The sequence below is a fragment of the Acinetobacter sp. YZS-X1-1 genome (genome assembly GCF_000804305.1).
GTDB lineage: Bacteria > Pseudomonadota > Gammaproteobacteria > Pseudomonadales > Moraxellaceae > Acinetobacter > Acinetobacter variabilis.
Genome location: NZ_JWHB01000028.1, coordinates 19,635 through 45,859 on the forward strand (window position 1 = coordinate 19,635; position 26,225 = coordinate 45,859).

Sequence of the window (26,225 nt, forward strand, 5' to 3'; positions counted from 1 at the left end):
TTCTTTTGAGTATTAAAGAATATTACGTAGTTCGCGTGCGGTTTCTTGTAGTAAAGGCAGTATGTGTTGAATCAAATACTCTTTGGTTGTGCGCATGGTTGGCGAAACAATATTTGATCCTAGACAGTATCGTGGACAACAAATCCCTCTAAATTCTTGAAATATTTCTGTTCAAAGACTTCTGGGCTTAACCAGCCGTTTGCAGAATGTCTTCTGATTCGATTGTAATAAATCTCAATATAGTCAAACAAGACAGCATTCGCTTCTTTTCGAGTGGCAAATACACTGCCATGGACCACATGAACTTTCAATGTATGAAAGAAGCTTTCGGTCACTGCATTATCCCAGCAGTTTCCCCTGCGTGACATACTTTGAACGCAGTTATTCGTCAATAATAGCGCCCTAAAATCACGACTACAGTACTGTGAGCCTCGGTCCGAATGTACCATGACACCCATTGGATACCCCTGACGAGCCATTGCATAATGAAACGCATCACATACCAATTGACGGTCTATTCGATAGCTGGTTTGCCAACCGACAATACGACGGCTGAATAGATCCAGCATCACACATAAATACAGCCAACCTTGCTTAGTACGGATATAGGTAATATCTGTTGTCCAGATCTTATTGGGTTCATTGACCGTAAATTGACGATCTAACAAGTTAGGTGCTGTAGGCAAACGATGGTTTGAATAAGTCGTATGCTTATATTTACATGCAATCCTGCTACGTAAACCAAGCTTTTTAAGCATTCTTCCAACGGTTCGTTCGCTCATGCTGTAACCTAAATCATGCATGTCGTGCACCAATGAAGGTGCTCCTAAGCGGGCATGGTGTTGCCAATATACAGCTTTTAATTCAGTGTACTTCTGATTTACGTAAATCTGTCTCTTTCGCCAAGCATAGTAGCCCGAAGTGCTGACACCTAGGCATTTACAGGCAGAAGAAACCGTAATTTCAGTCACAGCTAGGCCTTGGATTACCGTATACTTTTCTTGGCATGATCTGTCAGGAAGTACACATGCGCCTTTTTTAAAATATCATTAGCTTCCCTGAGTTGTTTGACTTCTTTTTCTAAATCGAGAATACGCTGTTGTTCTGGCGAGAGCTGTCTTTTGCTGGAACCAGTGGGGTTGGTCTCACGAATCCATTTATCTAATGTTGAATAACCCACACCTAATTTCTGGGCGATAGCAGCCACAGATTCGTGCGAGTTTGAAAGTGCATAATCAATTGCTTGTTGTTTAAATTCTGGACTAAAGCGTTTAGCCATTTTTACATCTCCAAAGTTAACGTTACGTTATCTTTAGAGGGAATCATTAGACTTCTTGCGTTAGTCAAAATTTAAACAGCCCAAAGCTACATTTTATAAGGTTTTAGCCAATTCAAAAATTAGGTAAAACGATACTTTCGCAAGAGGTCTATTGTCCATTATTTTGGCTAGGATCAAGATTACAGTAGTAATCTTTAGTTCCTGAAATTTACTTGGGTGAAAAATGGGTTAAACATCTTTATTTTTATCAAAATAAAGATGAAGTTACCTTTGATTTCAACTTCTACCACCTCTTTTAAATAATTTTTATATTTTGGATTTATTTAACTTCAAGCACTAAAAATAATGAAAAACCGAATTTGTAAATTCGGTTTTTAAGCTTAAGCATGTAACACGGGCTGTGTATCTTGTTTTAAACTTTTTACAGCAGCTAAAAAATCTAGTTGCTGTGCTTGAATTTTCTCAACCCGATTAAACTGATGTTGAAACTTTTTTAAATATCTAACCCTAAGTTTTGATTTTGCATGAGATCTAACGCAGTTCTAACATCCTTTTGTAACAAATCCAAAGCAAAGGTTTGACTGCTACCATTCTCCTAGATAAATATCGTCTATTCTTTTTGTATACAGAGAACATTGAATAACTAAAATCCTTAACTAATTACATCTTAGATCAATTAGCAGCATTTTTTTGTGACAAAAAATGTCAATAAGTGAAAATTATTCCAATATAAGGACAACAAAATTACTCTTCACAAAAAAAATGTGACATATTTCATATTTTTATATATTTTTTTGTTTGTTAATGTGAAAATGCAATGACATTAGGTTTAAAAATGTATCAAAAAATGATTGAATCCGGAAAAAAATTGAGTTTGATTCCTCTATCCTTGCTCTTAATCTCAGGCTTTACAACCTACTCCTTCGCGAATAGCCAAGCTTTAATTGCTGATATGAAAGTGTTTCAGATAGAGGCAAACCAAAAAGTAAAAAAAGAATTAAGAGTAACCGATCAAGTAAAGCCGAAAGCATTGCTTGAGTACGAAGTTGAATATTCAAATATATCGAGTCAAAGTCTGAAAAATTTAAAGTTGAATCTTCCACTTCCTGCGGATGTAGCTTACACAGGGCAAAGCTTACCCAAAGATGCCTATGCGTCTGTAGATGGCAAAAGTTTTGCTAAGGTCCCATTAACCCGTATGGAAAATGGCAAAAAAGTAAATGTCCCACTGGCTGAATATCGCGTTTTGCAATGGAATGTGAGTGAGTTAAAACCGAAACAGAAAATTATTGTTTCTGCTCAAGTCCAAGTTAATACATCTAAATAAAATTTTTAATTGGTCAATATCGACTTTATTGTTGGGTTCTTTATGAAAAATAATTTTCAATTAAGTAAAATTGCTGCATCACTGGCAGTAATGGGTGGGGTATCGTTGCTTGGTAGCCAGGCTATGGCTGCTGCACCTTTAGCTGGTACGAATATTAGTAACGTTGCAACCGCAACGTATACAGATAATACGCAAACTGAGCGCGTAGTAACATCTAACGTGGTTAAAACGCTTGTAGCACAAGTGGGCAGCTTTACTCTTGTGCAGTCTAATGAGCGTCAAACCGCAGCTAACAGCAGTGTAAGTTTCCCGCATATTTTGACAAATACCGGTAATGGTACGGACTCCTTCACGCTTAGGATTACAAATGAGGCTGGTACTTTTGATTGGGCTAGCCATGATGTTTATATTGACCGCAATCAAGATGGCATAGCTGATAACGGCGCAGCCGCTTTAGCATCAACAACAGCGATTGAATTAGCTGCCGGTGAATCCATTGGCCTGGTTGTAGTGGCTAAAACGCCATTGGCAGCGACAGCAGGTCAAAATGACAGCCTGACTTTAACTGCAACATCAAACAAAACGGCTCTATATGATATTGGCAAAGATACAGTATCCAACACTGACAAAGCCACCATTATTACAGGTGCAGTCATTGAAATTAAAAAAGAAGCCAGTGTTAGTACAATTAGCGCCAATGGTTACATTACCTATACTTTGACTTTCCAAAATAAAGGTACAGCTGCAGCCACTTCAGATGTCATTATTTATGACGTACTCCCAAGCAATGTAACATTTGCTGATACAGCTGATAGCAAATTAACTGCCTATTATAATGGCAGCGCTTCAGCATTAACTCGTGATGCTACAGATAGTGATAAATTTGCTTATGTATCTAGTGGTCGTAGTGATGCAAAAGAGGTTTTTACCTTTAATGCAGGAAAACTTGCTGCGGGTTCAACCGGTAAATTAACTTTTACTGTTAAGGTTAAAAACGCTGCTGCAAATGGTGAAAAAATTACCAACACGGCATATGCGGATACTGATGGCTTCACACCAGGTACAAGTACGCCATTAACACCAGCGAATGTTCCATCTGTTCCACCGACAACTACGGATACGACATTAGTTCCATCTAACCCGAACAATGTTACTGTTGTAGGCATAACTGCCCATTCAATTAACGATGATAAAGACGTTTCTTGGATTGACAAGAATGTTCCAGTCGGCAGCGCTACGGGCATTGATGATGAAGTCCATGCAACAGCTTCGCAAGGTCAGGCCATTGTCTTTGGCAATAACACCTCGGGCGGCGATGTGATTTATGTCCACAACTCAGGCACAACGACTGACAACTATAGCCTTAGTGTTGCTGCAACGACTGGCGCTTTGCCAAACGGCAGCATCATTGAAATTCTGAAGGCTGACGGTAAAACACCAGTGACAGATAACAATACTGGTCCGATTGAAGCGGGTGGCAGCTTAAAATTTGTGGTACGGGTTACTTTGCCAACCAGCGGCACAGTTGCTGCAGGCACTAAATTGACTATGACCAGCACTTCAGTCAACAACAGTAGTAATAAAGATACCATTTCTTTGGTTGTTGATTCATTTACAAAGAGTGCTGTGGACTTGGTACATAATATAGGCACAACAGGATCGCCCGTTTATGTCGGTGATGGCTTGAATAGCAGCACAGGTGTTCCTGACACAGCTTTAGTTCCAGGTACACCTAAACAGCTGGATGTTACGATCAAAAATACAGGCGGTACGCCGGACAACTACAATATTGTAGTTACAGGCATTCCAACCGGCTGGACAGCGGAACTTTTTGGAAAAGACGCAGCTGGCAAATGTACAAACACGAAAGTAACCAACTCCGGTACAATCGCCAATGGCGGTACGGGCAGTTACTGCCTGGTGGTTACAACACCAGATGGCACGCCAGCAACGGATATTGCAAAAACTATTACAGTCAACATCAGCTCGCCCTCTACCGGCAGCAATGATAGCATTGGATTCAAACTGACCGTTGCAGCACAGCGCGCAATCAGCTTTACGCCAGACCGTCAAGGCCAGTTAGCCCCTGGTGGCAGCATTATTTACAGCCATACCTTAACCAACATTGGTAACGTTACTGAAGCAGCTGATGGTAAAACATTGAACTTTATTTTACCAACGCCAACAGCAGGTGAAACGGTAACTGTTTATGTGGACACAGATGGTAACGGTATTCTGGATGCTAATGAAGTTGTAACAGGTACAGGTGCTTTAAACAGCATTTTGCAAAATGCAAAATTTGATGTATCTAAGTTACCTGGTTTGCAGCAAGGCGAGTCCGTTACTGTTTATGTAAAAGTTGAAGCGGCAGCAACTGCAACGGCCGGCCAGTCTTATACATCTACAGTACAAATTCAGCCTGAAGCTAACGCTGTATTAGGTTCAAACAGCATTTTATCAATTACAGACCGCACAGTAATTAACCTGGGTTCAGTACGTTTAGAAAAATTCCAGTTTGCTGCAGACTGTACAGCAGCACCCGTTGATACTGACTATACTGCAAACTTACAGAATGCTAAACCTGGTCAATGCGTATTTTATAAAGTAAAGGCAACAAACCAGGGTAATGCTGATGCAACTGCTGTTGTAATCAATGATGCTGTGCCGGCATACACAAAGTACAAAACCGGTTCTGTAGCACGTGAGCCAGCAGCTCAAGGCACTGCACCAACAGAAGCTAACGGTAATATAAATTACAATGTCGGTACTTTAACTCCTGGCGCTTTTGCCACATTGAAGTTTGCTGTCACAGTTGATAAATCAACCACTCCATAATCTTTAAAAACTTTTCTCCCTCTTTTTTCGAAAAGGGGGACTCGATTCGTTTGTTCTAATTATTTGTATTTTCGTATTTTTGGTTTTGGGGTGTGGCAATGAAAAAAGCAATGAATAAGAAAGTGGAGACATTATCTTTGTCTGCACTTGCGTCTGCTTTGTTCTTTGCACATCACGGTCATGCTGCGATGCCTATGGCTGGACAAATGATTCAGAATATTGCTTATGCAAGTTTTGAAGTCAGTGATTTGAGCGGTGGACAATTACTGCGAACAACTCAATCCAATGCAGTCAATATCGAAATTGCAAAGTTTTATGGTCTTGAACTATTTCCAGATCAGCTCCAGCAAGTAGAAGCGGGTTCAAAAGTCATCTGGTTAAATCAGGTGACCAATACCAGTAATACAAATGCGTGGTTTGATTTTAAAACCGCGGCTATTAACCATTTATCCAATTTAAAAATCTATTTAGATGCCAATCAAGATGGTGTCCTGGATATTTCAGATACCCTGATTAAAGATGGATTAGAATTACAACCCAATCAAACTGTACACTTATGGGTCGTGGCAGATACCTCATTACAAACTCCCGATCAGTCCAACTTAGAACTTCCTTTAACCGCACAGATTCGTGAAGAACCGCAACAACAAAAAACAGTGCAAGACCCTGTACAGGTCTTTGAAGCAAAGTTAAAAATAGAAAAAGCCGTAGACCAACAACTGCTTAGCATAACTCAGCAGGCACAAACCCTAAATTATACTTTGACGGTAACCAACTCGGCATCATTACCGGTATCACCTGCAACAGTCACGGTGGATGGACAGGAACAATCATGGGTGATTGTTGAAGATCCTTTGCCGGCAAATACTGTTTTTGAAGATATTCAGGTTTCAGATCTGGCTTCTAATACACTGGTTTTGCATAAGTTGGCAGAAGGACAATATTCAAGTCATTTACCTCAGGATAAAAGCCAAATTGGCCATGCTGTAGTTGCTTATAAAAAACCATTTGCAGCCGGTCAAAAAAGCGAGATTAAGTTAAAGGTTAAAACTCAACCGACCATTAGCTATACCACATTGGTAAATGGAGCTTATGTTCTGCATCAAAAAGGACAAGTGAATCAAAAAACCTTGTCCAATAAAGTTGAAACCAAGGTTGTAGGTCAGCCAACTTTAGATAGCACCACAAATGATTTTAAAATCAGCTTGTATACCGGCAAAGTTAATGAACCGATTTATTTAAAAACCAATGCCGCGGTTTGTAATGCCAACCGTTTTAGCAAAGAGCAGGCACGCATTCGTATTCAGTCTAAATTGACGGGTGATATTGTTATTATTTCCGCCATGGAAAGTGGTGAAAATACTGGTCTGTTCCAATTTAGTTTAGATACTGAAGAAAATGCAGAAAAAAATCTGAATGATGCTGTTTTACAAACGCTTAAACGTGATGAGGTTACAGCGAGTCTGGTTGAATGCGTCGACGAGCAAGGTCAGGCCACTACACCGATTAATGATATTTCAACGCAGATATTGATTGATCCATACGGCATTATTTTCGATGCAAAAACGAAAAAGCCTGTGGCTGGGGCAACCGTTATACTGGTGGATGAAAATGATCAGCCGGTCGGTAATAATGTGGCTTTTGAAGTTGACCGTACCACGGGGGCGTTAAGTTCAATTCCTGCGAAACAGGTAACGTCTGCGACAGGTGAGTTTGTTTATCCACAAGTGATTCCGGGTAACTATAAATTGTTAGTCGATACCTCAACAATTGCTACTCATCAATATAGTTTTGTTAGTGATCAGGTGGTTTATCCGATCAGCTCATTTAACGGCATGGCGGTACATTCGCAATATTCTTATGGCGGCATATTTACCCTGACATCCAGCAGTCCGGCATTGAATATCGATATTCCGATTGACCCGCTATTAAGCCAATCGGGTTTGATGGTACAAAAAACTGCACGTGATAGCAGTATCGAATTGGGTGATTTCACCAATTACAGCATTACCGTGAGTAATAAAGGTGATGTACTTGCACGTGATGTTAAATTGCAAGACAGTTTACCGCGTGGTTTTAGCTATGTGCCAAATACCATGCGTATTGATGGCAAACCCGTGGCAGACCCTGAAGGTGGCAAAGGCCCTTATTTAACGCTGGGTTTGGGTGATCTTGCAGTCAATGCCAGCGCCAAAATTGAATACCGTGTTCTAGTCGGACCCAATGCTTTAAATGGAGATGGGATTAACCGGGCTCGTGCAGTAGATGGTTCTGGTCTCAGTTCAAATGAAGCACAGGCTAAAGTTAAAGTTCGTCCGGGTGCGTTTAGTGCCGATGCATTTGTGGTAGGTAAAGTTTATACCGACTGTAACCGTAATGGCATACAGGATAAAGGCGAGTTGGGTGTGCCGGGTGTCCGTCTCTACATGGAAGATGGCAGTTATGTCATCACGGACCGTGAAGGTAAATATGACTTTTACGGCGTGTCAGCAAAAACCCATGTGCTTAAAATTGACCGCACCACCTTACCTGCAGGCGTAGAGTTGCTGACTCAGTCCAACCGAAATGCTGGTGATCCATCCAGCCGCTTTGTCGATGTCAAACGTGGCGAATTGCATCGTGCTGATTTCGCCATGGCGAATCAGGTAGAGGCCTGTTCTGCACCCTTAACGGATGCAATCAAACAGCGTCAGGAAAAAATTAACAGCAGCAATTTAAATCTTGAAAAAGCGATTAACAAGCAACTTTCTATTGATGTACCGAGCTATCTGGAAAGCAGCACCCGTTCAGAAAACACCCAAGGCTGTTTGGCAAATGACAATGATCAGAATTGCTTATTGAATCGGGGTGATTTTGCTGCACAAAAACAACCGCAATTGTTGATTGATCCGGTAAAACCGCCTGTTTTAGTGAATCTTGAAGAATATTTAAAGCGTAGCGACAACAACGCTTTAGAAATTTTAAACTTAAAAGAAGGACAGGTTCTACCTCATGCACAAACGACGATTCAGGTTCAAGGTGCAGCAGGTGCGACACAGCGTGTTTTAGTCAATGACGTGGTGGTGGCAGATAAACAACGGGGTAAATTAGCCATCCTGGATGAGCATCGTAAGCAAGGCGTTGAATATGTCGGAGTGGCATTAAAAGCCGGTAAAAACAGCATTCGTGCTGAACAATTAGATTTTGCTGGTAATGTTCGTGAAAGCCACCACATTCAAGTCATTGTTCCAGATGAAATTCATCAGCTGAAATTACAGCAAGCGCCAATCCCGGTCATGGCCAATGGCCGTGATGTGATGCAGCTGCGCGTTCAGTTGCAAGACAAACAAGGCATCAAGGTGGCCACCCGTACCTCGATCACTCTAGAAAGTGATATTGGGATTATTGATCTTCCAGATTTAAATCCAAATGAACCGGGCATTCAAAGCTTCATTGATGGCGGCGAGATGATTATTCCGATTCTTGCACCGAATGCGCCTGCACGTGGAAAACTACGCGTTAGCAGTGGTTTAATCAAAGAAGAAATCGACATTCAGTTTCAGGCGGATTTACGTCCGCTGATTGCCGTAGGTTTAATTGAAGGTTCAATTAACTTTAATAATTTTGATAATACACAGTTGCATAGTGTGAATCGTAATGATGGTTTTGAAGATGAGCTGAATGAAATTGCCGAGTGGGGTGATGACACCTCATTGACCGGTCGCACTGCAATGTTCCTGAAAGGAAAAGTCCGAGGCGATTATCTGTTAACCCTGGCTTATGATTCTAATAAAAGTTCCAAGCAGCGCCTGTTCCGCGATATTCAACCTGATGAATATTATCCGGTATATGGTGATGCAGCGGCAAAAGGCTTTGAAGCCCAATCGACCAGCAAATTGTATGTACGCTTAGACAAAGGCCGTTCATATGCGATGTATGGCGACTATGTGACCCGTACAGAAAAAGATGAAGGTCTGGCTTTAGGGCAATATAACCGTTCATTGACTGGTCTGAAAGTGGGACATGAAGGAGATAAGTTTCAGGCATCAGCATTTGTGGCTGAAACCAAATCGCGTCAAGTGGTGACAGAAAATCGTGCACTGGGTATTTCTGGTCCCTACAGTCTGGGTTCAATTTCAAGTGAACTTATTTTAGACAATAGTGAAAAAGTCGAGATTCTGACCCGCGATCGTAATAATCCGGGGTTGATTATTGCCAAACAAAGCCTTACCCGTTTTAGCGATTATGAAGTCGACACCTATAGCAACAGTATTTACCTAAAACAGGCTATCGCCAGTGTCGATCAAGACCTGAATCCAAACTTTATCCGTATTACGGTGGAAGCGGATGAAATTGGTGAAGAATATCAAGTCGGCGGGATGAGTTTTAGTTATGCCATGAAGAGCCATCTGAAAATGGGTGGTTCATTTGTGCAAAGTAATGATCCATTAAATCAGGAACAGATTGCCAGTTTAAATACCGTGGTGAAAGTTGGGCAATACGGTAAATTCATTGCCGAAGTGGCACAGTCTAAAAATACCGACTCTACGGCAGATCAGAGTACTCAGATCAATAGTGATTCAAATCGTGACAAAGACCAAGGTACTGCTGCACGGGTCGAATTTGAATATGCACCGAGCTTTGCCCATGTTCGTGCCTATCACCAGCAAGCCGAAGAAGGTTTCCAGAATGATGCGGCAACCATTAGTGCAGGACGTAAAGAAAGTGGCATCAAGGCTTCAGCATCCATTGCAAAACTGGGCCTGGCTCGTATTGAAGCAATTCGTACTGAAGATCAAGAAAATAACGGCGTTCGTACCGGATTGTCTACAAGTCTGGAACGTAATTTCTTTAAAATTCTCGCGGTCGAATTAGGGCTGCGTCATTATGATGAAACCAGTGCTGCGGCAACTTTAGCGACAGAAAATCTGGGTCCATATAATGGCACGACTGGGCGTATCAAATTTACTGGTAATCTGCCTTGGAAAGGCGCATCGGCTTTTATTGAATACGAACAGGATTTATCCAATTCCGACAAACAGGTTTTATCGGTGGGGGGAACGGCAAAAGTTTTACCGAATACTGAAATTTATGCCCGCCACGAAGTAATTTCAGCAATTGATGGCCTGTATTCCATGAATAGCACGGAAGAAACCAACAGCACGGTGTTTGGTATTTCCAGCAACTATATGAAAGATGGTTCAGCATTCAGTGAATATCGTGTTGCGGATGGCATCAGTGACCGTGAAGCTGAAGCAGCATTGGGATTGCGTAACCGCTGGCAATTAAAACCGCGTGTCTATGTCAGTAGCAGTTTTGAGCGTATCCAGTCTTTATCTAAAAATGAAGACAATACCAAGAACGATGCCACTGCACTGAGTCTTGGGCTTGAATATTTAGTTCATGAGAATTGGAAAGCGACCACCCGTTTGGAAGGCCGCCGCTCTGACACTTCAGATACCCTGATCAATACCATTGGTTATGCCTATAAGCTCTCCGATGATGCCACCGTACTGACTAAAAACACGCTGAACTTTGTCGATAATAAAGCAGCAAATCAGGGTGATCACTTACGCAACCGTTTCCAGCTCGGTTATGCATGGCGCGATTATGATCAAAATAAACTCGATATCTTGTCGAAAATTGAATATTACTATGAAAATAATGCCACTGATTTAGAAGCAGAATACAAGCGTGAAGCCTATGTGACTTCTGTACATGCGAATTATCATCCACAGCGCCGTCTGACTTTATCGGGTCAATATGCCGCAAAATGGTCTGAGCTCGATGAAGATCATATTACTAGCAATGCTCTAACGCAATTGTTCAGCGGTCGGGTAATTTATGACATCAATGAACGTTGGGACATGAGCGTACAAGCGGGCACTTTGTGGGCTAACCGCGGTGCAGGTACACGCTATTTGGTCGGGGCAGAATTGGGCTATTTACTGGCAACCAATCTTTGGGTCTCGGCAGGTTATAACTTTATGGGGTATCAGGATGATGAACTGGCAAATACCAGTTCAACCGGTGAAGGTGCGTATTTAAGATTCAGATTCAAGTTTGATGAAGATCTGTTTGGTCGCCGTTCGGCAAACACAAACTTTGCTTTAGAGCCAGAACAGGGACGATAGAACATGAAACAACTTACTGGACTACTTGCAGCTTTATTTTTAGGGAACAGCTTGGTGTATGCTGAACCCTTTTCAGCTGCTGATGCTCAACGTCAAATAGATACCTTATCCATTACTTTACAACAATATACTGATGTTGATGGTGATGCACTGACGCGCTATCACGCTTACAAGGCAAAAATGTGGTTAAGTTATGCAGTCAATCAACAATCCGAACGCAGTTTAACCGTTGCAGGGCAGGAAGCTTTGCAACAGGCCCAAAGTATTGTCAGTGGATTGCAGTCCAAGCAAAATTTGAGTTTAACCACGCCAATCTTAAGCGTGTCACAAGTCATGCGTCGGGATTTATGGTGGCAAGTGGAGTACTTGAAACAGCAGGGTGCCATTGATAAAGCGCCCGAAAGTCTTGCACATGCAGAAGTAATGCTGGTTTGGGCTGCAGCAGAATATTGCGAGTTGGGCTGGAGACATTCCCAAGAACCTTTTAATGCGGTGCAACAGGCTTTATATCAGGTGGTTGAATCTACAGGTGTACAGCGCACCGATATCAGATGGCAGCCAGAGCAGTTGCCTTCAGTGCAGCAGCTCAATGAAGAGGGCTGTCAGGGGGTAAATTCTAAATTTTGGCCTCTAGCTAAAGTACAATTAAATCAACAGTCTAATAGTTTAAAGATCAATAATATTGTACATTTTGCCCGGGACAGTGCAGATTTAAGCCCAGCCAGTCAGACGATTCTGCAACAATGGGTAGCCCAATTGAAACAATATCCACAATTGTCTGTTGTTTTAAAGGGTTATACCGATCGGCATGCAAGCCCGAGCTATAACATACAGCTGGCACAGCGCCGTGTTCAGTCAGTGCAAGATTATCTTATAGTACAGGGTATGGATATTGCAAATATTACGACTGAAGCCAAGGGTACAGTTGATTTTCAAACTGATACAGAAATGAAAAAAGCTGAAGCTAAAAGCCGTCGGGTGGTTCTGCAGGTTGCAGATGCACATGGGGTTGAAATTAAATATCTACCGCAGTGGCAAGATTTACAAATAGTCAAGACAGCAAAAAGTGAAGGTGAAATAACAGTATGATCAAGCGATATTTACCTCATGTTTTGGCATCTACAGTTTTATTGCTCGGCGGTATGGCGCAAGTTTATGCAGCGGCGGATAAACAGCTAACAACAACCACAGATCCAAACCTAATTCAACGTAGTTTTTTAAATTTAGATTTCAGTCAGCCGAATATTTATGTTAATTATCAGCAAAATGGTAAGTCTGGTAGTGGTGCCAAAAATGTAGCGCTCCCAGAACAATTGGTTACAGGCTGGAAAACAACGCATAGAGTTATGACGGCTGATAATTTTTGGCAGGCAGGCCGATTGATTGAAATTTGGCGTGGTCAAGGAGCATATGCTAATTCAACATGGCAAGTTGCCAATGGAGGTGATTATACATCGAGTTCAGCAAATCAATATGCAGAACTCAATGCTGAAGAATCATCAACCTTATATCAAAATGTCTGTTTAATTCAGGATGAAAGTTTTAATTATTCTTTTAAGCATACTCGCCGTATTAGTACGAGTGAGCAGGCAAGTTTTTCGATAGGTATTGTCACGGATACAACCACAAATGCTGCGCGTAGCTATACAAGCAAACAGAATATAGCAACAACTTCAGGTAGTTCTTTATATTCATGGAAGCCATATTCGGGCACTATTAAAGTCAGCCAAGCCTCAGGTGTTTATTCTTTGGGTTTTCAGGCTCTCACATCTGGCACACAAGGAAACTTCCTTGATGATATTACGATTACAGGTTTAAAACCTGTGGTTGAATTTAGTGCTAATAATGGAAGTGCCTTTGAAAATGCAACTGGGACAGTGCCTTTATTGTTTAAAATGGTGGGGAATGTAACATCAACTGCAATGCCGACCTTGAAATTTAATATTGCCTATGCAGATAGTGTTCCTATGGTGGAACGAGCAATCTATAATGTTGATTATGTTCTAAAGAAGCGTAATGGTGCGACGGGGACGACTTTTACAGAACTGACTGTAGATGATGGACTAAATTATAATACAAGTACCGGGGAAGTTACTTTTTCTTATAAACCTGATTATAACTCAGGTTTAAATTATGAACAGGGTGTGGAATTTAATGGTTTGGTCCTAGAGTTTAAAGATAATAAGCAATCCTTAGGAAATAAAACTTTACCTATTAAATTTGCCACGATGGCAAGTGTCATCCCCGTTGCATTGGACACTTGTAGCCAGGCTTCTCTAAACAATTCTTTAAATTTTACTATTGAGGAGGATGATACCGATCTAGAAATAATTAAGAGCTTAACTTCAGAATCATTATCTAAAGTGTATAAAGACCAATATCTTGCTTACACGCTGGAATTAACCAACAAGACTAAAGTGGATGCTGATGAAGTTATTTTAAAAGATAATATTCTTGCTAATTTAGCTTATGAAACAGCGGGTGTAAATGCGGCAACTTTAAGCTGTGAAGCTATAACTAATGAAGGAACAACATCAACTTGCCCGACTTTACCTAATGATGCAGTAACTAAATTATTTTCATCTGGTGGATTAAATCTGGGTACTATCAAAGGGCTCGCCAAGTATAAATTTACTCTAAATAAGCTAAAAGCCAAGGAAGATGCAACAGGAGAATATACTGGTTATGTAGTGAATAATGCACTAGTGACAACCACTTCAACTGATATTGACTCGAGCAATAATACATCCACTGTAAAAACAATGATGGCTACCAAAACTGATCTGTCCAATAACAAAACAGGTGCACCCGTAACAGAAACAGGTATTGGCATGTTTGTAATTGGAAAAGAGGGTAGAACCGGTTCCACACCACTTTGGACTCAAAAATCAGACAGTAACACCAAAGTTTATTTCCCGCTCAATATTCAGAATTACGGCAATTTGGCACAGGATTATCAACTGTATGCCTCTAGTAGCAAAATTGAACCAACACTGGGGACGGGTGACTATTCAACCTTGGTTAAAAATAGTATTACTCCCTTTAGTTCTGGTTTAAAAATTGAATTTTATAAGGCAGATCTTGCACAGTGTAAAACGGGTATAAGTGCTCAGCAGATTACTCAACTGAATGTTGCCGCCAATAACACTACACAGCTCTGCGCAGTCGTGACCGTTTATTCTTCTGTGACAACGACCACCAATATCTGGTTTGCAATTGAGTCACTTCAATCGGGCTTGGCTGACATTATTCTGGATGCCGTGATTCCCCAGCCTAAGAAACGTGCATTGGAATTAAGCAATGATCAAAGTGCACAGGTGGGGATCGGGGGAAGCTATGTGTTCTTGCACCGTCTGACCAATTATGGCGTGGAAAATGAAACTAAAGTAAAAGTCAATCTTAACCCAGTCAATCGTGCCGATGGCTTTTTATACACCCTGTTTTTGGATCAAAATGGCAATGACACGCTAGATGCAGGTGATACTTTGCTATCCGGCACAGAGACAGAATTAAGCAATATCATTGAACCGAATAAATCGGTCACTTTATTGATTAAAGTTGAAGCCCCATCAACGGCCAACAATGGTATGAGTAGTCAAGTTAAGCTGATTGCCAAGCCGGATAATGTAGGGAAAGACATGACATTAGCTGATTTAAGTAATACGAACTTGATTACGGTCAGTCCGAATCAGTTAAAAATTATGAAATCGCAATTCAAAGTTGAAAATTGCAGTATGGCAAATGCCGCGGCAGTGATCAATGCAATGTATACCGTACAAAATGAAAACCTGAAACCGAATCAATGTCTGATTTACCGGATTATGGTGAAAAATACTGGCAGTATGGCATTAAGCAATGTAGTGATTAACGATATGTATCCCGCTTATACACAGCAATGGGCACTTTCAGGTATATTGCCAATTGTAGGAAGTAATGGTCAAAACATTACCGATAGTAGCAACAATACAATTCAAGATGATGGCAATGCTAAAATTAAGACGATCTTAAAAGAGCTGTTATCACAACAGGAAAAGTCTCTATATTTTGGCATCAAAATGCAATGAGAGGTTTAACATGATAATGATTGTCTAATTTATGATGTTCCTATCATGGTAGTGCCCTGTACCAACGTGATAACTATCTAAATCATTTCCATTCTGTAATTTCCAGTTGCCTGCAAAGGTAGAAGGTGATTTACCTTGCCAGGCTTTAAGCTCACCCGTTGGTGACTGCTCAGCCATTAAATCAAAAACGAGCTGATGATCTGGTGAAACGTGATTTCAGTGCAAAGCAACCAAACCACCTGTGGGTTACTGACTTCACATATATTCAGACGAATTCAGGTTGCGTCTATACTGCATTTTTTATTGATGTATTTTCACGGGCAATTGTAGGTTGGAAGGTATCGACACGGATGAATACAGATATGATTCTGGATGCACTTGAACTACGTAGATAGGTTTAACAAAAAACGGCTGCATAGTACGATTGGATATGTTTCGCTATTTAAGTTTGAAGCAACGTCAACGTATTATGAAAAGATGCAATCCTTAGATCAGGTTGCCTAACTTAAATAAACTGTCTCCGACAAACCCGGTACGGTTCATAGGTACAGGTAATACATATGCGTGATATCGATTCGAATTTGCTTGGTCTAAAAATTCATTATAAAAATCTTTTAGTAGGTAATAGATCATTCCAGGTAAAGGCGAAGAATATTTTGATCATTTCTTCTTAGTTGGCACTAAAGCAGATTCTGGTTCACTTTTTTATGATCTATTTCAAACTAGAAAGCAGCTTTCAAATTTCAATTTTATAGAGAAAATTTAAGGAATTTAAAAGCATTAAACTCTGGCTAGTAGTTAGCTACACTGTAATGATTCCGACAAAATTATTTGAACGAATTTATAGAAAGCCTGAATCTATCTTCAGTCTTTTTTCGAATCTCTCTAAGCCTGATATTGACTGAATCAGGCGTTATATAGCCTATAGAATAGTTTAAAGCTCAATTTCTTGTCTTATAAAAACCTTATTGATTAAAGATAACTTCTATAAATCAGTAACCTATGAAATGATGATGTTTGAATCGAAGAAAACTTTAAAAAGCAGATGAAGTGTATTTGACAGAATGTAAAAATATGTTAATAAATATAACATGATTTTTAAACCAAAATCATGGATGTTTCAGGAAGAAAGATCAGGAAGCTGATAAAAAATAATTACAGGAGTTTTAGCAATGCTTCGATTATTAAAAAAAATATTTTGTCTGCACATTTATGAATACCAGCAAATGGAGGAAATTGGGGCAGATTGGGAATGCCGCAAATGTGGTACCCAAAGAGATTAAAAAAATACTGCAAGAAAAAGTGAGCAATATGCTCACTTTTTTATATCCATTATATTTAATCTAAACTCATATCCGTTAAAATCATTACCAGTACCACATGATGAGAAGGCTTAAATGAGCAAAGATTTCCATGCCAAAACCTATATTGTAGATGAAAATCTGGCTAACACTTTGCACTGGTTAAGCCTGCATCAGGACTGTTATGACTCTTTCAGCTTTGATGCACTGACGCAGGAGCTGGTCGTACATCATGCCAATGGAACAGACCAGATCCGGATCGGTGATTTTCTGAATGCCAGTTATGGTATTTTAATTACTGCACATAACTTTTCAGCATCTTGAATTATTTCAATTAACTTGCCATTGCATCAGTCGCCAATGCGCGGATGCTTGGCTTAGGTTGTTCTGCTACCAGTCCCAATTTTTCAAAGAGCTGCTGGTCACGACCTTTGGCTGTATTTGGAGTCGTTAGCAGTTTTTCGCCTGAGAAAATTGAGTTGGCGCCTGCCATAAATGCCAATGCCTGATCTGAGTCAGTCAGTGATTCACGGCCTGCCGAAAGACGGATATAACTTTCGGGCATCAGAATGCGAGCCACTGCAATAGTTCGAATCCATTCAATCACATCCAGTTTTTCAACATCTGCCATCGGTGTGCCTTCAATTGGCACCAGCATATTGATAGGTACAGATTCTGGGTGAATCGGAAGTGTAGAAAGCTCAAACAATAAACCGATCCGGTCATTACGACTTTCACCTAAGCCTACAATGCCACCACTACACACTTTCAAGCCAGCTTGGCGCACATGATCCAGTGTATCTAGTCGGTCATCAAAGCTGCGGGTACTGATAATATGTGAATAGTATTCACGTGACGTGTCCAGATTGTGATTGTAATAATCCAGACCAGCATCTTTCAGGCGTTCTGCCTGTGAGGCATTCAGCATGCCTAAAGTCATACAGGTTTCGAGTCCCAGTGCTTTGACTTCACGTACCATGTCCAGCACATAAGGCATATCACGTTCATGCGGATTACGCCATGCTGCTCCCATGCAGAAGCGTGAACTGCCAGAAGCCAGAGCTTCTTTAGCTTCCTGAATTACTTTTTCTACTGCGATCCGTTTTTCCGCTTCGAGTTTGGAATCATAATGTGCGGACTGAGAACAGTATTTGCAATCTTCCGGGCATTTACCAGTTTTAATAGAGAGCAGGGTACTGACCTGAACGGTATTGGCATCAAAATATTGACGATGAACTTGTTGAGCCTGAAAGAGTAAGTCCATTAAAGGTTGTTGATACAGGGTCTCAATTTCTGCACGAGACCAATCATTACGTATTGGATCAATACTGTTCATCTGTCCATCCTTGTTCATATTTATTTATCAGGCTCCATCTTAAGTAAAAGTATCGCCGTCTTCATTAGCAAAATATGACGTTATAGAAAAAAACAAAACCCACACAAGGTGGGCTTTGTTGTTGAACACTTGATCAGACTTTATTCACGATGATTTCCGTGAATATTCTGGTTTTGTAAATCACTACGATGTTGCTTGTTTAATACACGTTCATCTTGTTCGTGCTGGTTATTTTTTGGAGAGCCAAGCGGGCCATGTTGTGACTGCTGCTGTTGCTGTTGTTGCTGCTTCTGGTGTTGATGTTGCAACTCTTCAAGCTGTTCCTGATTTTGATGTTGTGTATCAGATGACTTTTGCATATCCACCTCCGGCTTTATTTCCATTCTTTTTCCTTTATGCCATAGCTTGCACAGTAACTGTGTAAGGCTTTGACGAGAAAATGTGAACCGAAGTAAAAATTGAAATTTACCGGGATTTTGCCAATTGTTCTTGTATGGCCCAGTCAATATGAACTTGTACAATCTCATCATGTTGATTCTGCTGAGCTTGTAATGCCTGCACAATCTGTGGATCAAAAGGCGCATTACCTAAGCCAATCGCAATATTGCGCATAAAGCTTTGATAGCCGGTACGACGTAATGGACTGCCTTCAGTTGAGCTTAAAAATGTAGCCTCATCCCATTGCCAGAGATCCAGTAAACTCACTTGATCCAGTCCATGTCGGGGATGAAAATCTTCAATATTGGTTTTCTGGGCAAAACTGTTCCACGGACAAATCAACTGACAATCATCACAACCAAAAACCCGGTTACCAATCCCTCGACGTAACTCCTCTGGAATGATTCCTTTATATTCAATGGTTAAATAAGCAATACAGCGACGTGCATCCAGCATATACGGTTCAACAATAGCCTGTGTCGGGCAAATATCAATACAGGCTGTGCATGAACCACAATGTTTGCTTGCAGGCTCATCAAAGGGCAGTTCCAGTGAGCTAAACAGCTCACCTAAAACAAAGAAAGACCCGGATTTTTTATGGATTAATAAAGTATGTTTACCGGTCCAGCCCATGCCCGCACTTTCGGCCAGTGATTTTTCAAATACAGGAGCAGAGTCTGCAAAGGGGCGGGATTCAAATTCACCGACTTTTTCCCGAATTTTAGAAGCTAGCATTTTTAGGCGCCCGCGCATGGTTTTATGATAGTCACGACCACGGGCATAACGGGCAATAATCGCAGAATTTGGTGCATAGGGCACTAGACGCGGTTCTGGAAGATCGACCAGATAATCCATTCGTACACAGATCACGGATTTGGTATTGGGAATAAGCAGTGTGGGATCGGCACGTTTTTCCAGATTTTCTTCCAAAAACTTCATATCACCGTGATAGCCGCGGTCTAAATATTCCTGCAAACGTACTAATTCTGCTTGAGCATCCGGTTTGGCAATGACACAATCAGAAAAACCCAGCTCTCGTGCCTGCGCTTTGATCCACGCCTTCAGTTCATTCGGATCTTGTTGATAAACTTGAATTTGCGCTTGGGAATCGGGTGTTGTCATAAACCAGAAACAGGAAATAAGAAATGCAGCAGCAAGTTTATCATAGCCGCGATATACAAGCATGGGAGCAGCGCTGGTTTGGCAAGCAAAATAGTTCTTATGGTTTGATGCAACAGGTGGCATGGTCGATTGCGCAGCGACTCATCCCTTTATTGGAACAACAGCAATTGACTCAAATCGCTGTCTGTTGCGGTCAGGGTAATAATGCCGGTGATGGTTATCTGGTAGGAAAATATTTAAAACAGGTCGGTTTTGAAATAGATATTTATGCAGCAGAACCCGGTCCATCACAGGATCTGGCTCAAGCAATCGGGGAAGCTCAGCAAATCGGTATACCTACTTATTCAGGTTTTAATTTTCAGAAACAATATGATGTTTATATTGATGCCTTATTTGGGATCGGTTTGAACCGTGATCTGAATGAAAATTGGCAACAGATTATTCAAAGCGTTAATGCCCAGCAAGGTCTTAAAATTGCAATGGATATTCCAAGCGGACTGCATGCCAATACAGGCCAGCCTTTGCCGGTTGCCATTAAGGCAGATCATAGTTTTACTGTTTTAGGTTTAAAGGCGGGATTATTTACCGGACAAGGCAAAGAATATGCCGGCAAGGTAGAGGTCATCTCGGCTATTCCTTCCGATGCTGAACTTCTGCCGATGGCCCAACTTTCCTCGACTCAAATTCATCTGCCTAAACGTGAAGCTTTTGGACATAAGGGCAGTTATGGGCATGTGCTCGTAATTGGGGGGCATGCCGATATGGGCGGTGCGGTCATTATGGCAGCTGAGGCAGCCTTTGCTGCTGGTGCAGGTAAGGTCACTGTGGTTTGTGATGCCAAACATCATACTGCCATTTTGTCACGTGCTCCGAATATCATGCTGCGTGATATTAATGCGCTAGATGCTGAGCAACGCCAAGCTTTAGTTCGTCATGTGGATGCTGTCTGTTTTGGTATGGGGTTAGGACGCGATGCTTGGGCTGAGAAGCAATATAATTACTGGTTTGACCTGATTCAGCAATCAGAACTGGAGACAGTTCTCGATGCAGATGCCTTGTGGTTTCTGGCAAAAGCACCACAAAATTTGAATGCCCATACTTATGCAACACCGCATCCGGGTGAAGCGGCTACTTTGCTAGAAATGAAAGCATCAGGAGTCGAAGCAGATCGCATTCAGACAATTAAACAGCTCCAGCAAAAATATCAGGGACAATGGGTGCTCAAGGGTTCAGGTAGTCTGATTTTAGAGGATGATCTTTATATTTGTACCGCAGGCAATGCCGGTATGGGAACCGGAGGAATGGGAGATGTACTTGCTGGCATGATCGCCAGTTTGAAAGCCCAATTTAGAAATACTATCCATTTACACGAGATCGTAACTTTGCACGCACTTGCAGGTGATGTACTGGCGGAAAAGGGTGAACGCGGCTTACAGGCGCAAGATATGAAACATGCCATTTACCAGGTTGTGAACCACTAAGGAAAATAAAAATGCAGGCCATTCATTTAATCATTCAGGGCAAAGTGCAGGGTGTAGGCTACCGTCGCTGGTTCGAACAACAAGCAATTCAATTAGGTTTAAAGGGTTTTGTACGTAATCTGGAAACAGGCGAAGTTGAGGCTATCATTGTTGGGAAGGAAGCGATTGTTCGGAAAATGATCCAGCTCAGCAGAACTGGACCACAACGTGCAAAAGTCACTGCAATACATCAGCAGAGTTTGAATCTTCAAGACGCGGATTTTCAAGACTTTAAAGTATTAACCGAAGATTAACGGCGGCGGGTGCTGACCCGGCTGCGTCCGCGTGCCATACCGCCCAAGGCATTCAATACGGCCATTTTACTCATGCTGCCTGAAGCATGGGCATGACAAATCGCAGCAGCAAGTGCATCGGCAGCATCTTGTTGCGGCTTGATTGTCAGGTTCAGAATACGCATAACCATCATCTGAACCTGTTCTTTGTCTGCAGCGCCATAGCCCACAACAGACTGTTTGATCTGCCGCGCCGTATATTCGGCAACTTTCAGATCCAGATTCACCAAGGCAGCCACTGCCGCACCACGAGCCTGACCCAGTTTAAGAGCAGAATCCGGATTTTGTGCCATAAACACCTGTTCCACCGCAGCCTCGGTCGGGCCGTAAAATTTGACAATCCGTTCTACACCGGCAAAGATTCGTTTTAAACGTTCAGGCATTTCCGCTGTTTCAGTTCTAATCGTTCCCGCATCAACAAAAGTAAGTTTTGAACCTTCTTTCTGGATGATACCGTAACCTGTTAGACGCGAACCGGGATCAATCCCAATAATTAATGACATGCCTGCACTTTAAAAATAAAATAATGCCCATATTGTTACATAAGCGTATCAAAAAAGCTTGATCCTGATGAAGCAGTTGATTACAGCATCCTAATATTTATTTTACTGAGATTAGATTAATTTTCATGAAATTATTTCTTATTATCCTGGCCGGCTTAGTCCTCGAAGTATTTGTATGGATTGGCGTGGGTGACCTTGTCGGGAGCATGTGGTACGTATTTTTCTGGTTCGTGGCGGCCTTCTTTATCGGTATGAACCTAATCCGGAAATATTCGGCCGGCGTTATGCCGCAAATGCAGCAAATGCAGATGGGACAAATGAGTGCAGATCCGGCATTATCGAATAATTTACCTAAGATCTTAGCCGGCTTTTTCCTGCTGATTCCTGGTTTGATTAGTGATGTACTTGCGGTATTAATGCTGATTCCACCTGTACAACGTGCTTTCCAGGCAGCCATGATGAAAATGATGATGAAACGTCAGCAAGCCATGATGGAAAAAATGATGGGTGGCATGATGGGCGATGTCGGTGGCGGTGCAGGTCAAAACCCGTTTGCTGAAATGATGCGTCAAATGCAGGATATGCAGAACCAGCAGGGTGGTCATAGGGATTCAACCATTATTGATGGTGAAGCCCGTGAAGTGACCCCGGAACCCAAGAAAATTGAAATGAAAGATGTGAACAAGAAATAAAATCACGCTTTCAATAGACCTCTTGTGAAAGTATTGTTTTACCTAATTTTTGAATTAGCTAAAACCTTATAAAATGTAGCTTTGGGCTGTTTAAATTTTGACTAACGCAAGAAGTCTAATATAAATACTTCAAGCCGAATCTCATGATTCGGCTTTTTTATTGGAACTTTCTAATTTCGTTAAACAAAAGTTATAATAGTTTTTTTACCATTTGATCTTTTTTAAATGTCTTTGCTTTTTACCATCTGTTTTCTACATTTTGTAGCTCAATTAAGCCCCGGTCCTGACATTTTACTTATCGCAAAAAGTGCAGCCTCTACGACACGTATGAATGCCTTAAAGGTGATTGCTGGAATTTCAGCGGGGATCGTAATTTGGGTGGTATTGACGCTAGCAGGCTTTACCGTATTGATCGACCAGTTTCCCTGGATTCAACAGGTATTGATGGTCATCGGTGGGTTATTTTTGGCCAAAATGGGCTGGGCCATGCTAAAAGGCGGATGGCAAAGTTTTCAGAACAGACATCAAACTCAAGATGATTTAAATACTGTAGAAGCACCAAAAAGTTATTTTATGCAGGGTTTATTGACTAATCTGTCGAATCCTAAAACTCTGATCTATTTCAGTAGCGTATTTTCACTTGCACTGAGTTCATCAGCTTCTGATTATTTAAAAGCGCAACTGGCAGTGATTATTCCGCTGCAAACCTTTATTACTTTTACTTTACTAATGCTATTAATTTCCCATCCTAAAATTAAAGAGGCTTACCAGCGATCAGGAAATTATATCGATATGATTTCAGGCGGGTTATTCCTGATTTTTGCAGTCTGGTTATGGTATGACGCGCTGGTTCTAATGAACTAAAAATCTAAATTCGATGGGGTAACAGAGGAGTTTTCGTTAAAAAGCTGCTGTGCAGCGGAAGCGTCAGAAACCAGATTATCCTGTTTCTGCACTGGAGACTGATAACGATTCGGTTTAAGGGTAGTCTCAGTATTTTCCGAACCCTGATAACTGCGACTGCGATTGGCACGCTCACGTAAGCCGCCTTTTTTAATTAACTGGACCATTTTCATCTCTCACTGCAAGATGACTTATTGTAATTCAAATTTTCTATTCTGGCAGCGTTTCATATTCAAGTTAAAATTGCATAAAAAAGACCTGATCCAAGTCAGGTCTTGCTGGAGGATAAGAAAATTAGCGCGGACGTTTATTATCTTGTTGTAGCACATCAAATAATGATGACTGAGCTGGCACTTCCTGCTGCTGTGACTGGATATAAACATGCATTACCTTGAACGCGATTGCAGTAACCAGACAGGCCACCAGACATAAAATCCAAAAACCATAAGGGCTGCGAATATTATGTGAGCCACAAGCATGACATTCTTTTTGGCCAGCTTCCACAACTTTATCGCAGCACGCACAGTGATATTGATAGTACATTGCTAAGCTCCATTACATTTCTGATATTTTTTTTGTTATCTTTCACGGACTTTTATTTTAGGCCTACATGTCATATTAATGATGCAATTAGACGCTGACAAGTCATATAACAAAAAGTTACCCAAGTCTTAGTGAGGAAAACAAGTAATAATTGGCTAAGTGCATAACATTATTAAGTTATTTCGAGAAATTTCTCTGGAATAATTAACTATGCTATCTATCAATTCATAAGCAATTTTTGAACCAGTTCGAGTGGAGCTTAAGAACAACAAGTATAAAATGGGAAATAGACAGGGCAAGAACTTAGATGAATTGATCTGCTCCACAAAATAGAATGATATGGAATATATTTTGCTTATTTTTTAACTATTCGTTGCACTGTATTAAGTCTATAAAAATGTTTAATTTCAATAATTTTTATTAAAGTGCACTATAAACTTAAGGAACAATACTGATCTCATGAAGAAAATATCACTGTTTTTATCATCCTTGCTCTGTATGAGCAGTCTTTATGCACAATCGGATATTGAAAGGGAAGTTATTACCCAGTTTCAGCAGGATTTTAATGCGCAAAATTATGCAGCAATTTTTGAAAAGTTTTCACCTGAAGCGAAAAAGGCGATTCCTTTAAATATGTTTGAAAAAGTCTCTAAAGACTTACAGCAGCAACTCGGCAAAATACAAAGTCTTGAGTATATAGAGTCTAAAGGTAAAGAGACTGCAGTCTATAAGGCCAACTTTGAAAAAGACCGTCTGAAACTCAGCATGAGTTTGAATAATGATCAACAGATTTCCGGCCTTTTATTTACGCCCTATATCGAATCTACTGCAGCAAATAATAAGACAGTCAATACCATTCAAGGCTATCCAAAAGAGATTGCAGAGAAAATTTATCATGCTACTCGTACTTTTCCAGAACAAACTCAAGTAGCGATAGCGGTATTAGATCAGGACAAACCCCATTACTATGGGGTACAGAAGCATAAGGACAAAATCCAGGCCAAGGCCAATCAGGACAAAGTCTTTGCGATTGGTTCTCTGGCCAAAGTGATGACATCAACCATATTGGCTGAACTGGTGACACAAAATAAACTTAAGCTAGATGGCAAGATTAATCCTTATTATACATTTCTATTTAAGGACAATATTCAGGTTCGCTTTCAGGATTTAGCCAATCATACGTCTGGACTGCCACGACTACCGAGTAATTTGGAAGTAGATGATGATACTGATCCATATAAGGAATATGATGCAGCTAAACTGGAAGAATATTTAAAAAATTCATTAGAGCTTGAACATGCAAATAACAGTAGAAAAGTGCCACATTATTCTAATTTGGCTGTGGCTTTATTGGGACAGAGTTTGAGTCAATCGCAAAATAAGGATTTTACTGAGTTACTCAATGAATATGTATTTAAAAAGTATGGGATGAAAAATAGCTATACCTCGCCTGATCAAGCAGCTAAGCAACTTGTGCCTGCATTTGATGCCCAAGGAAAAGAAATCACCACCTGGACATTTGATACCTTTTTACCCGCGGGCGGTGTACTCTCTACAGCTTCAGATTTAACCAGATTTGCACAAGCTCAGCTCGATGCAAAAAATGCGGCAGTACAATTAACTCAGCAAGCAACTACAGAAAAAGCAGGTAGCTACCAATTGGGATTGGGCTGGTTTGTGCGAGAACAGGACAATGGCACCAAAATCATTTGGCATGGGGGAAATACCGCAGGGCATTCTGCTATTTTGATGATTGATTTAAACAAGAGAAAGGCAGTTACGATTTTAGCTAATGTTGCTGCTGTACATCCTGAAATGGGAAATATTGAAAAACTGGCTGCTCAATTACTACAGGAATAAATCAGCTTTAAGATAGTAAAAAGCCCGCACAATGCGGGCTTTTTTTAATTCATGAATTTTGAGGATTACTGACCAGAACGGATGATGTAGTCGAAG

At 40.9% G+C, this 26,225-nt stretch carries 18 protein-coding genes and 3 pseudogenes; 12 read left to right on the plus strand and 9 right to left on the minus strand.

Annotated elements, in window-relative coordinates; all coding sequences use genetic code 11:
• Positions 1-12: 12 nt before the first annotated feature.
• Together RJ01_RS16165 and RJ01_RS13000 are read right to left on the minus strand one after the other, a co-directional pair.
• A pseudogene (locus RJ01_RS16165) lies at positions 13-114 on the minus strand (IclR family transcriptional regulator); the annotation flags it as partial.
• A gap of 5 nt (positions 115-119) precedes the next feature.
• Positions 120-1,279 (minus strand): IS3 family transposase gene (locus tag RJ01_RS13000; RefSeq protein ID WP_152606035.1). Its coding sequence is split into 2 segments (ribosomal slippage): positions 120-1,033 and positions 1,033-1,279, totalling 1,161 coding nucleotides; the frame shifts between segments, so codons are not numbered across the junction.
• An 817-nt stretch (positions 1,280-2,096) separates the two neighbouring features.
• Between RJ01_RS13000 and RJ01_RS13010 the strand changes: the two genes are divergently transcribed.
• From RJ01_RS13010 to RJ01_RS13030, 5 genes are all read left to right on the plus strand, one after another.
• The gene (locus tag RJ01_RS13010; RefSeq protein ID WP_227504436.1) at positions 2,097-2,606 is read left to right on the plus strand and encodes a hypothetical protein; all 510 of its coding nucleotides are present in this window, start codon (positions 2,097-2,099) and stop codon (positions 2,604-2,606) included.
• A 42-nt stretch (positions 2,607-2,648) separates the two neighbouring features.
• Positions 2,649-5,441 carry a DUF11 domain-containing protein gene (locus RJ01_RS13015; RefSeq protein ID WP_034171402.1) on the plus strand — a complete coding sequence of 931 codons (2,793 nt, stop codon included), beginning with the start codon at positions 2,649-2,651 and terminating at the stop codon, positions 5,439-5,441.
• Positions 5,442-5,539: 98 nt separating this feature from the next.
• Positions 5,540-11,554, plus strand: coding sequence for an SdrD B-like domain-containing protein (locus tag RJ01_RS13020; protein ID WP_034171403.1), 6,015 nt, complete (start codon positions 5,540-5,542; stop codon positions 11,552-11,554).
• A 3-nt stretch (positions 11,555-11,557) separates the two neighbouring features.
• The gene (locus tag RJ01_RS13025) at positions 11,558-12,643 is read left to right on the plus strand and encodes an OmpA family protein (protein ID WP_052209100.1); all 1,086 of its coding nucleotides are present in this window, start codon (positions 11,558-11,560) and stop codon (positions 12,641-12,643) included.
• Positions 12,640-15,618 carry a hypothetical protein gene (locus tag RJ01_RS13030; RefSeq protein WP_034171404.1) on the plus strand — a complete coding sequence of 993 codons (2,979 nt, stop codon included), beginning with the start codon at positions 12,640-12,642 and terminating at the stop codon, positions 15,616-15,618. The genes RJ01_RS13025 and RJ01_RS13030 overlap by 4 nt, the downstream gene beginning before the upstream one ends.
• Before the next feature lie 45 nt (positions 15,619-15,663).
• Here RJ01_RS13030 and RJ01_RS16615 read toward each other — a convergent pair.
• Positions 15,664-15,804 (minus strand): annotated as a pseudogene (locus RJ01_RS16615) (hypothetical protein); the annotation flags it as partial.
• Between RJ01_RS16615 and RJ01_RS16870 the strand changes: the two are divergent.
• A pseudogene (locus RJ01_RS16870) lies at positions 15,798-16,001 on the plus strand (DDE-type integrase/transposase/recombinase); the annotation flags it as partial. The pseudogenes RJ01_RS16615 and RJ01_RS16870 sit on opposite strands and share 7 nt — an antisense overlap.
• Before the next feature lie 1,014 nt (positions 16,002-17,015).
• A complete protein-coding gene (locus RJ01_RS13040; RefSeq protein ID WP_034171405.1) occupies positions 17,016-17,243 on the plus strand; it encodes a hypothetical protein in 228 nt (75 codons plus the stop codon).
• Positions 17,244-17,253: 10 nt separating this feature from the next.
• On the opposite strand, the gene bioB is transcribed toward RJ01_RS13040, so the two are convergent.
• From bioB to queG, 3 genes are all read right to left on the minus strand, one after another.
• On the minus strand, positions 17,254-18,255 hold the full coding sequence (bioB, locus tag RJ01_RS13045) for a biotin synthase BioB (RefSeq protein ID WP_034171406.1): 1,002 nt from the start codon (positions 18,253-18,255) through the stop codon (positions 17,254-17,256).
• Positions 18,256-18,395: 140 nt separating this feature from the next.
• Positions 18,396-18,614 carry a hypothetical protein gene (locus tag RJ01_RS13050; RefSeq protein ID WP_005236211.1) on the minus strand — a complete coding sequence of 73 codons (219 nt, stop codon included), beginning with the start codon at positions 18,612-18,614 and terminating at the stop codon, positions 18,396-18,398.
• Positions 18,615-18,720: 106 nt separating this feature from the next.
• The gene (gene queG / locus RJ01_RS13055) at positions 18,721-19,815 is read right to left on the minus strand and encodes a tRNA epoxyqueuosine(34) reductase QueG (RefSeq protein WP_034171407.1); all 1,095 of its coding nucleotides are present in this window, start codon (positions 19,813-19,815) and stop codon (positions 18,721-18,723) included.
• A gap of 23 nt (positions 19,816-19,838) precedes the next feature.
• Between queG and RJ01_RS13060 the strand changes: the two genes are divergently transcribed.
• Together RJ01_RS13060 and RJ01_RS13065 are read left to right on the plus strand one after the other, a co-directional pair.
• Positions 19,839-21,296, plus strand: a complete 1,458-nt coding sequence (locus tag RJ01_RS13060) for a bifunctional ADP-dependent NAD(P)H-hydrate dehydratase/NAD(P)H-hydrate epimerase (RefSeq protein ID WP_034171408.1) — start codon at positions 19,839-19,841, stop codon at positions 21,294-21,296.
• Positions 21,297-21,307: 11 nt separating this feature from the next.
• Positions 21,308-21,589: an acylphosphatase gene (locus tag RJ01_RS13065; protein ID WP_004784063.1), complete on the plus strand. Its 282-nt coding sequence runs from the start codon at positions 21,308-21,310 to the stop codon at positions 21,587-21,589.
• Here RJ01_RS13065 and ruvC read toward each other — a convergent pair.
• Entirely contained in the window at positions 21,586-22,131 is a 546-nt protein-coding gene (ruvC, locus tag RJ01_RS13070; protein WP_004784062.1) for a crossover junction endodeoxyribonuclease RuvC, read from the minus strand. The two genes, RJ01_RS13065 and ruvC, sit on opposite strands and share 4 nt — an antisense overlap.
• A 125-nt stretch (positions 22,132-22,256) precedes the next feature.
• Between ruvC and RJ01_RS13075 the strand changes: the two genes are divergently transcribed.
• Both RJ01_RS13075 and RJ01_RS13080 read left to right on the plus strand, forming a co-directional pair.
• Positions 22,257-22,823: an FxsA family protein gene (locus RJ01_RS13075; protein ID WP_004784060.1), complete on the plus strand. Its 567-nt coding sequence runs from the start codon at positions 22,257-22,259 to the stop codon at positions 22,821-22,823.
• A gap of 225 nt (positions 22,824-23,048) precedes the next feature.
• Positions 23,049-23,687, plus strand: a complete 639-nt coding sequence (locus RJ01_RS13080; RefSeq protein ID WP_034171409.1) for a LysE family transporter — start codon at positions 23,049-23,051, stop codon at positions 23,685-23,687.
• Here the strand turns inward: RJ01_RS13080 and RJ01_RS13085 are convergent.
• Both RJ01_RS13085 and RJ01_RS13090 read right to left on the minus strand, forming a co-directional pair.
• Positions 23,684-23,893 carry a hypothetical protein gene (locus RJ01_RS13085; protein ID WP_034171414.1) on the minus strand — a complete coding sequence of 70 codons (210 nt, stop codon included), beginning with the start codon at positions 23,891-23,893 and terminating at the stop codon, positions 23,684-23,686. The two genes, RJ01_RS13080 and RJ01_RS13085, sit on opposite strands and share 4 nt — an antisense overlap.
• Positions 23,894-24,020: 127 nt before the next feature.
• A complete protein-coding gene (locus tag RJ01_RS13090) occupies positions 24,021-24,269 on the minus strand; it encodes a hypothetical protein (RefSeq protein WP_004784054.1) in 249 nt (82 codons plus the stop codon).
• Between the two features lie 459 nt (positions 24,270-24,728).
• On the opposite strand from RJ01_RS13090, the gene RJ01_RS13095 reads away from it, so the two are divergent.
• Positions 24,729-26,129: a serine hydrolase gene (locus RJ01_RS13095; protein ID WP_034171410.1), complete on the plus strand. Its 1,401-nt coding sequence runs from the start codon at positions 24,729-24,731 to the stop codon at positions 26,127-26,129.
• Positions 26,130-26,225 lie beyond the last annotated feature (96 nt).

Coding starts and splice junctions, on each gene's coding strand:
- RJ01_RS13025 (WP_052209100.1), top strand. CDS start 11,558: ATGAAACAACTTACTGGACTACTTGCAGCTTTATTTTTAGGGAACAGC.
- RJ01_RS13010 (WP_227504436.1), top strand. CDS start 2,097: ATGACATTAGGTTTAAAAATGTATCAAAAAATGATTGAATCCGGAAAA.
- RJ01_RS13015 (WP_034171402.1), top strand. CDS start 2,649: ATGAAAAATAATTTTCAATTAAGTAAAATTGCTGCATCACTGGCAGTA.
- queG (WP_034171407.1), bottom strand. CDS start 19,815: ATGACAACACCCGATTCCCAAGCGCAAATTCAAGTTTATCAACAAGAT.
- RJ01_RS13075 (WP_004784060.1), top strand. CDS start 22,257: ATGAAATTATTTCTTATTATCCTGGCCGGCTTAGTCCTCGAAGTATTT.
- RJ01_RS13080 (WP_034171409.1), top strand. CDS start 23,049: ATGTCTTTGCTTTTTACCATCTGTTTTCTACATTTTGTAGCTCAATTA.
- RJ01_RS13090 (WP_004784054.1), bottom strand. CDS start 24,269: ATGTACTATCAATATCACTGTGCGTGCTGCGATAAAGTTGTGGAAGCT.
- ruvC (WP_004784062.1), bottom strand. CDS start 22,131: ATGTCATTAATTATTGGGATTGATCCCGGTTCGCGTCTAACAGGTTAC.
- RJ01_RS13095 (WP_034171410.1), top strand. CDS start 24,729: ATGAAGAAAATATCACTGTTTTTATCATCCTTGCTCTGTATGAGCAGT.
- RJ01_RS13085 (WP_034171414.1), bottom strand. CDS start 23,893: ATGGTCCAGTTAATTAAAAAAGGCGGCTTACGTGAGCGTGCCAATCGC.
- RJ01_RS13040 (WP_034171405.1), top strand. CDS start 17,016: ATGAGCAAAGATTTCCATGCCAAAACCTATATTGTAGATGAAAATCTG.
- RJ01_RS13060 (WP_034171408.1), top strand. CDS start 19,839: ATGCAGCAGCAAGTTTATCATAGCCGCGATATACAAGCATGGGAGCAG.
- RJ01_RS13020 (WP_034171403.1), top strand. CDS start 5,540: ATGAAAAAAGCAATGAATAAGAAAGTGGAGACATTATCTTTGTCTGCA.
- RJ01_RS13050 (WP_005236211.1), bottom strand. CDS start 18,614: ATGCAAAAGTCATCTGATACACAACATCAAAATCAGGAACAGCTTGAA.
- RJ01_RS13030 (WP_034171404.1), top strand. CDS start 12,640: ATGATCAAGCGATATTTACCTCATGTTTTGGCATCTACAGTTTTATTG.
- RJ01_RS13065 (WP_004784063.1), top strand. CDS start 21,308: ATGCAGGCCATTCATTTAATCATTCAGGGCAAAGTGCAGGGTGTAGGC.
- bioB (WP_034171406.1), bottom strand. CDS start 18,255: ATGAACAGTATTGATCCAATACGTAATGATTGGTCTCGTGCAGAAATT.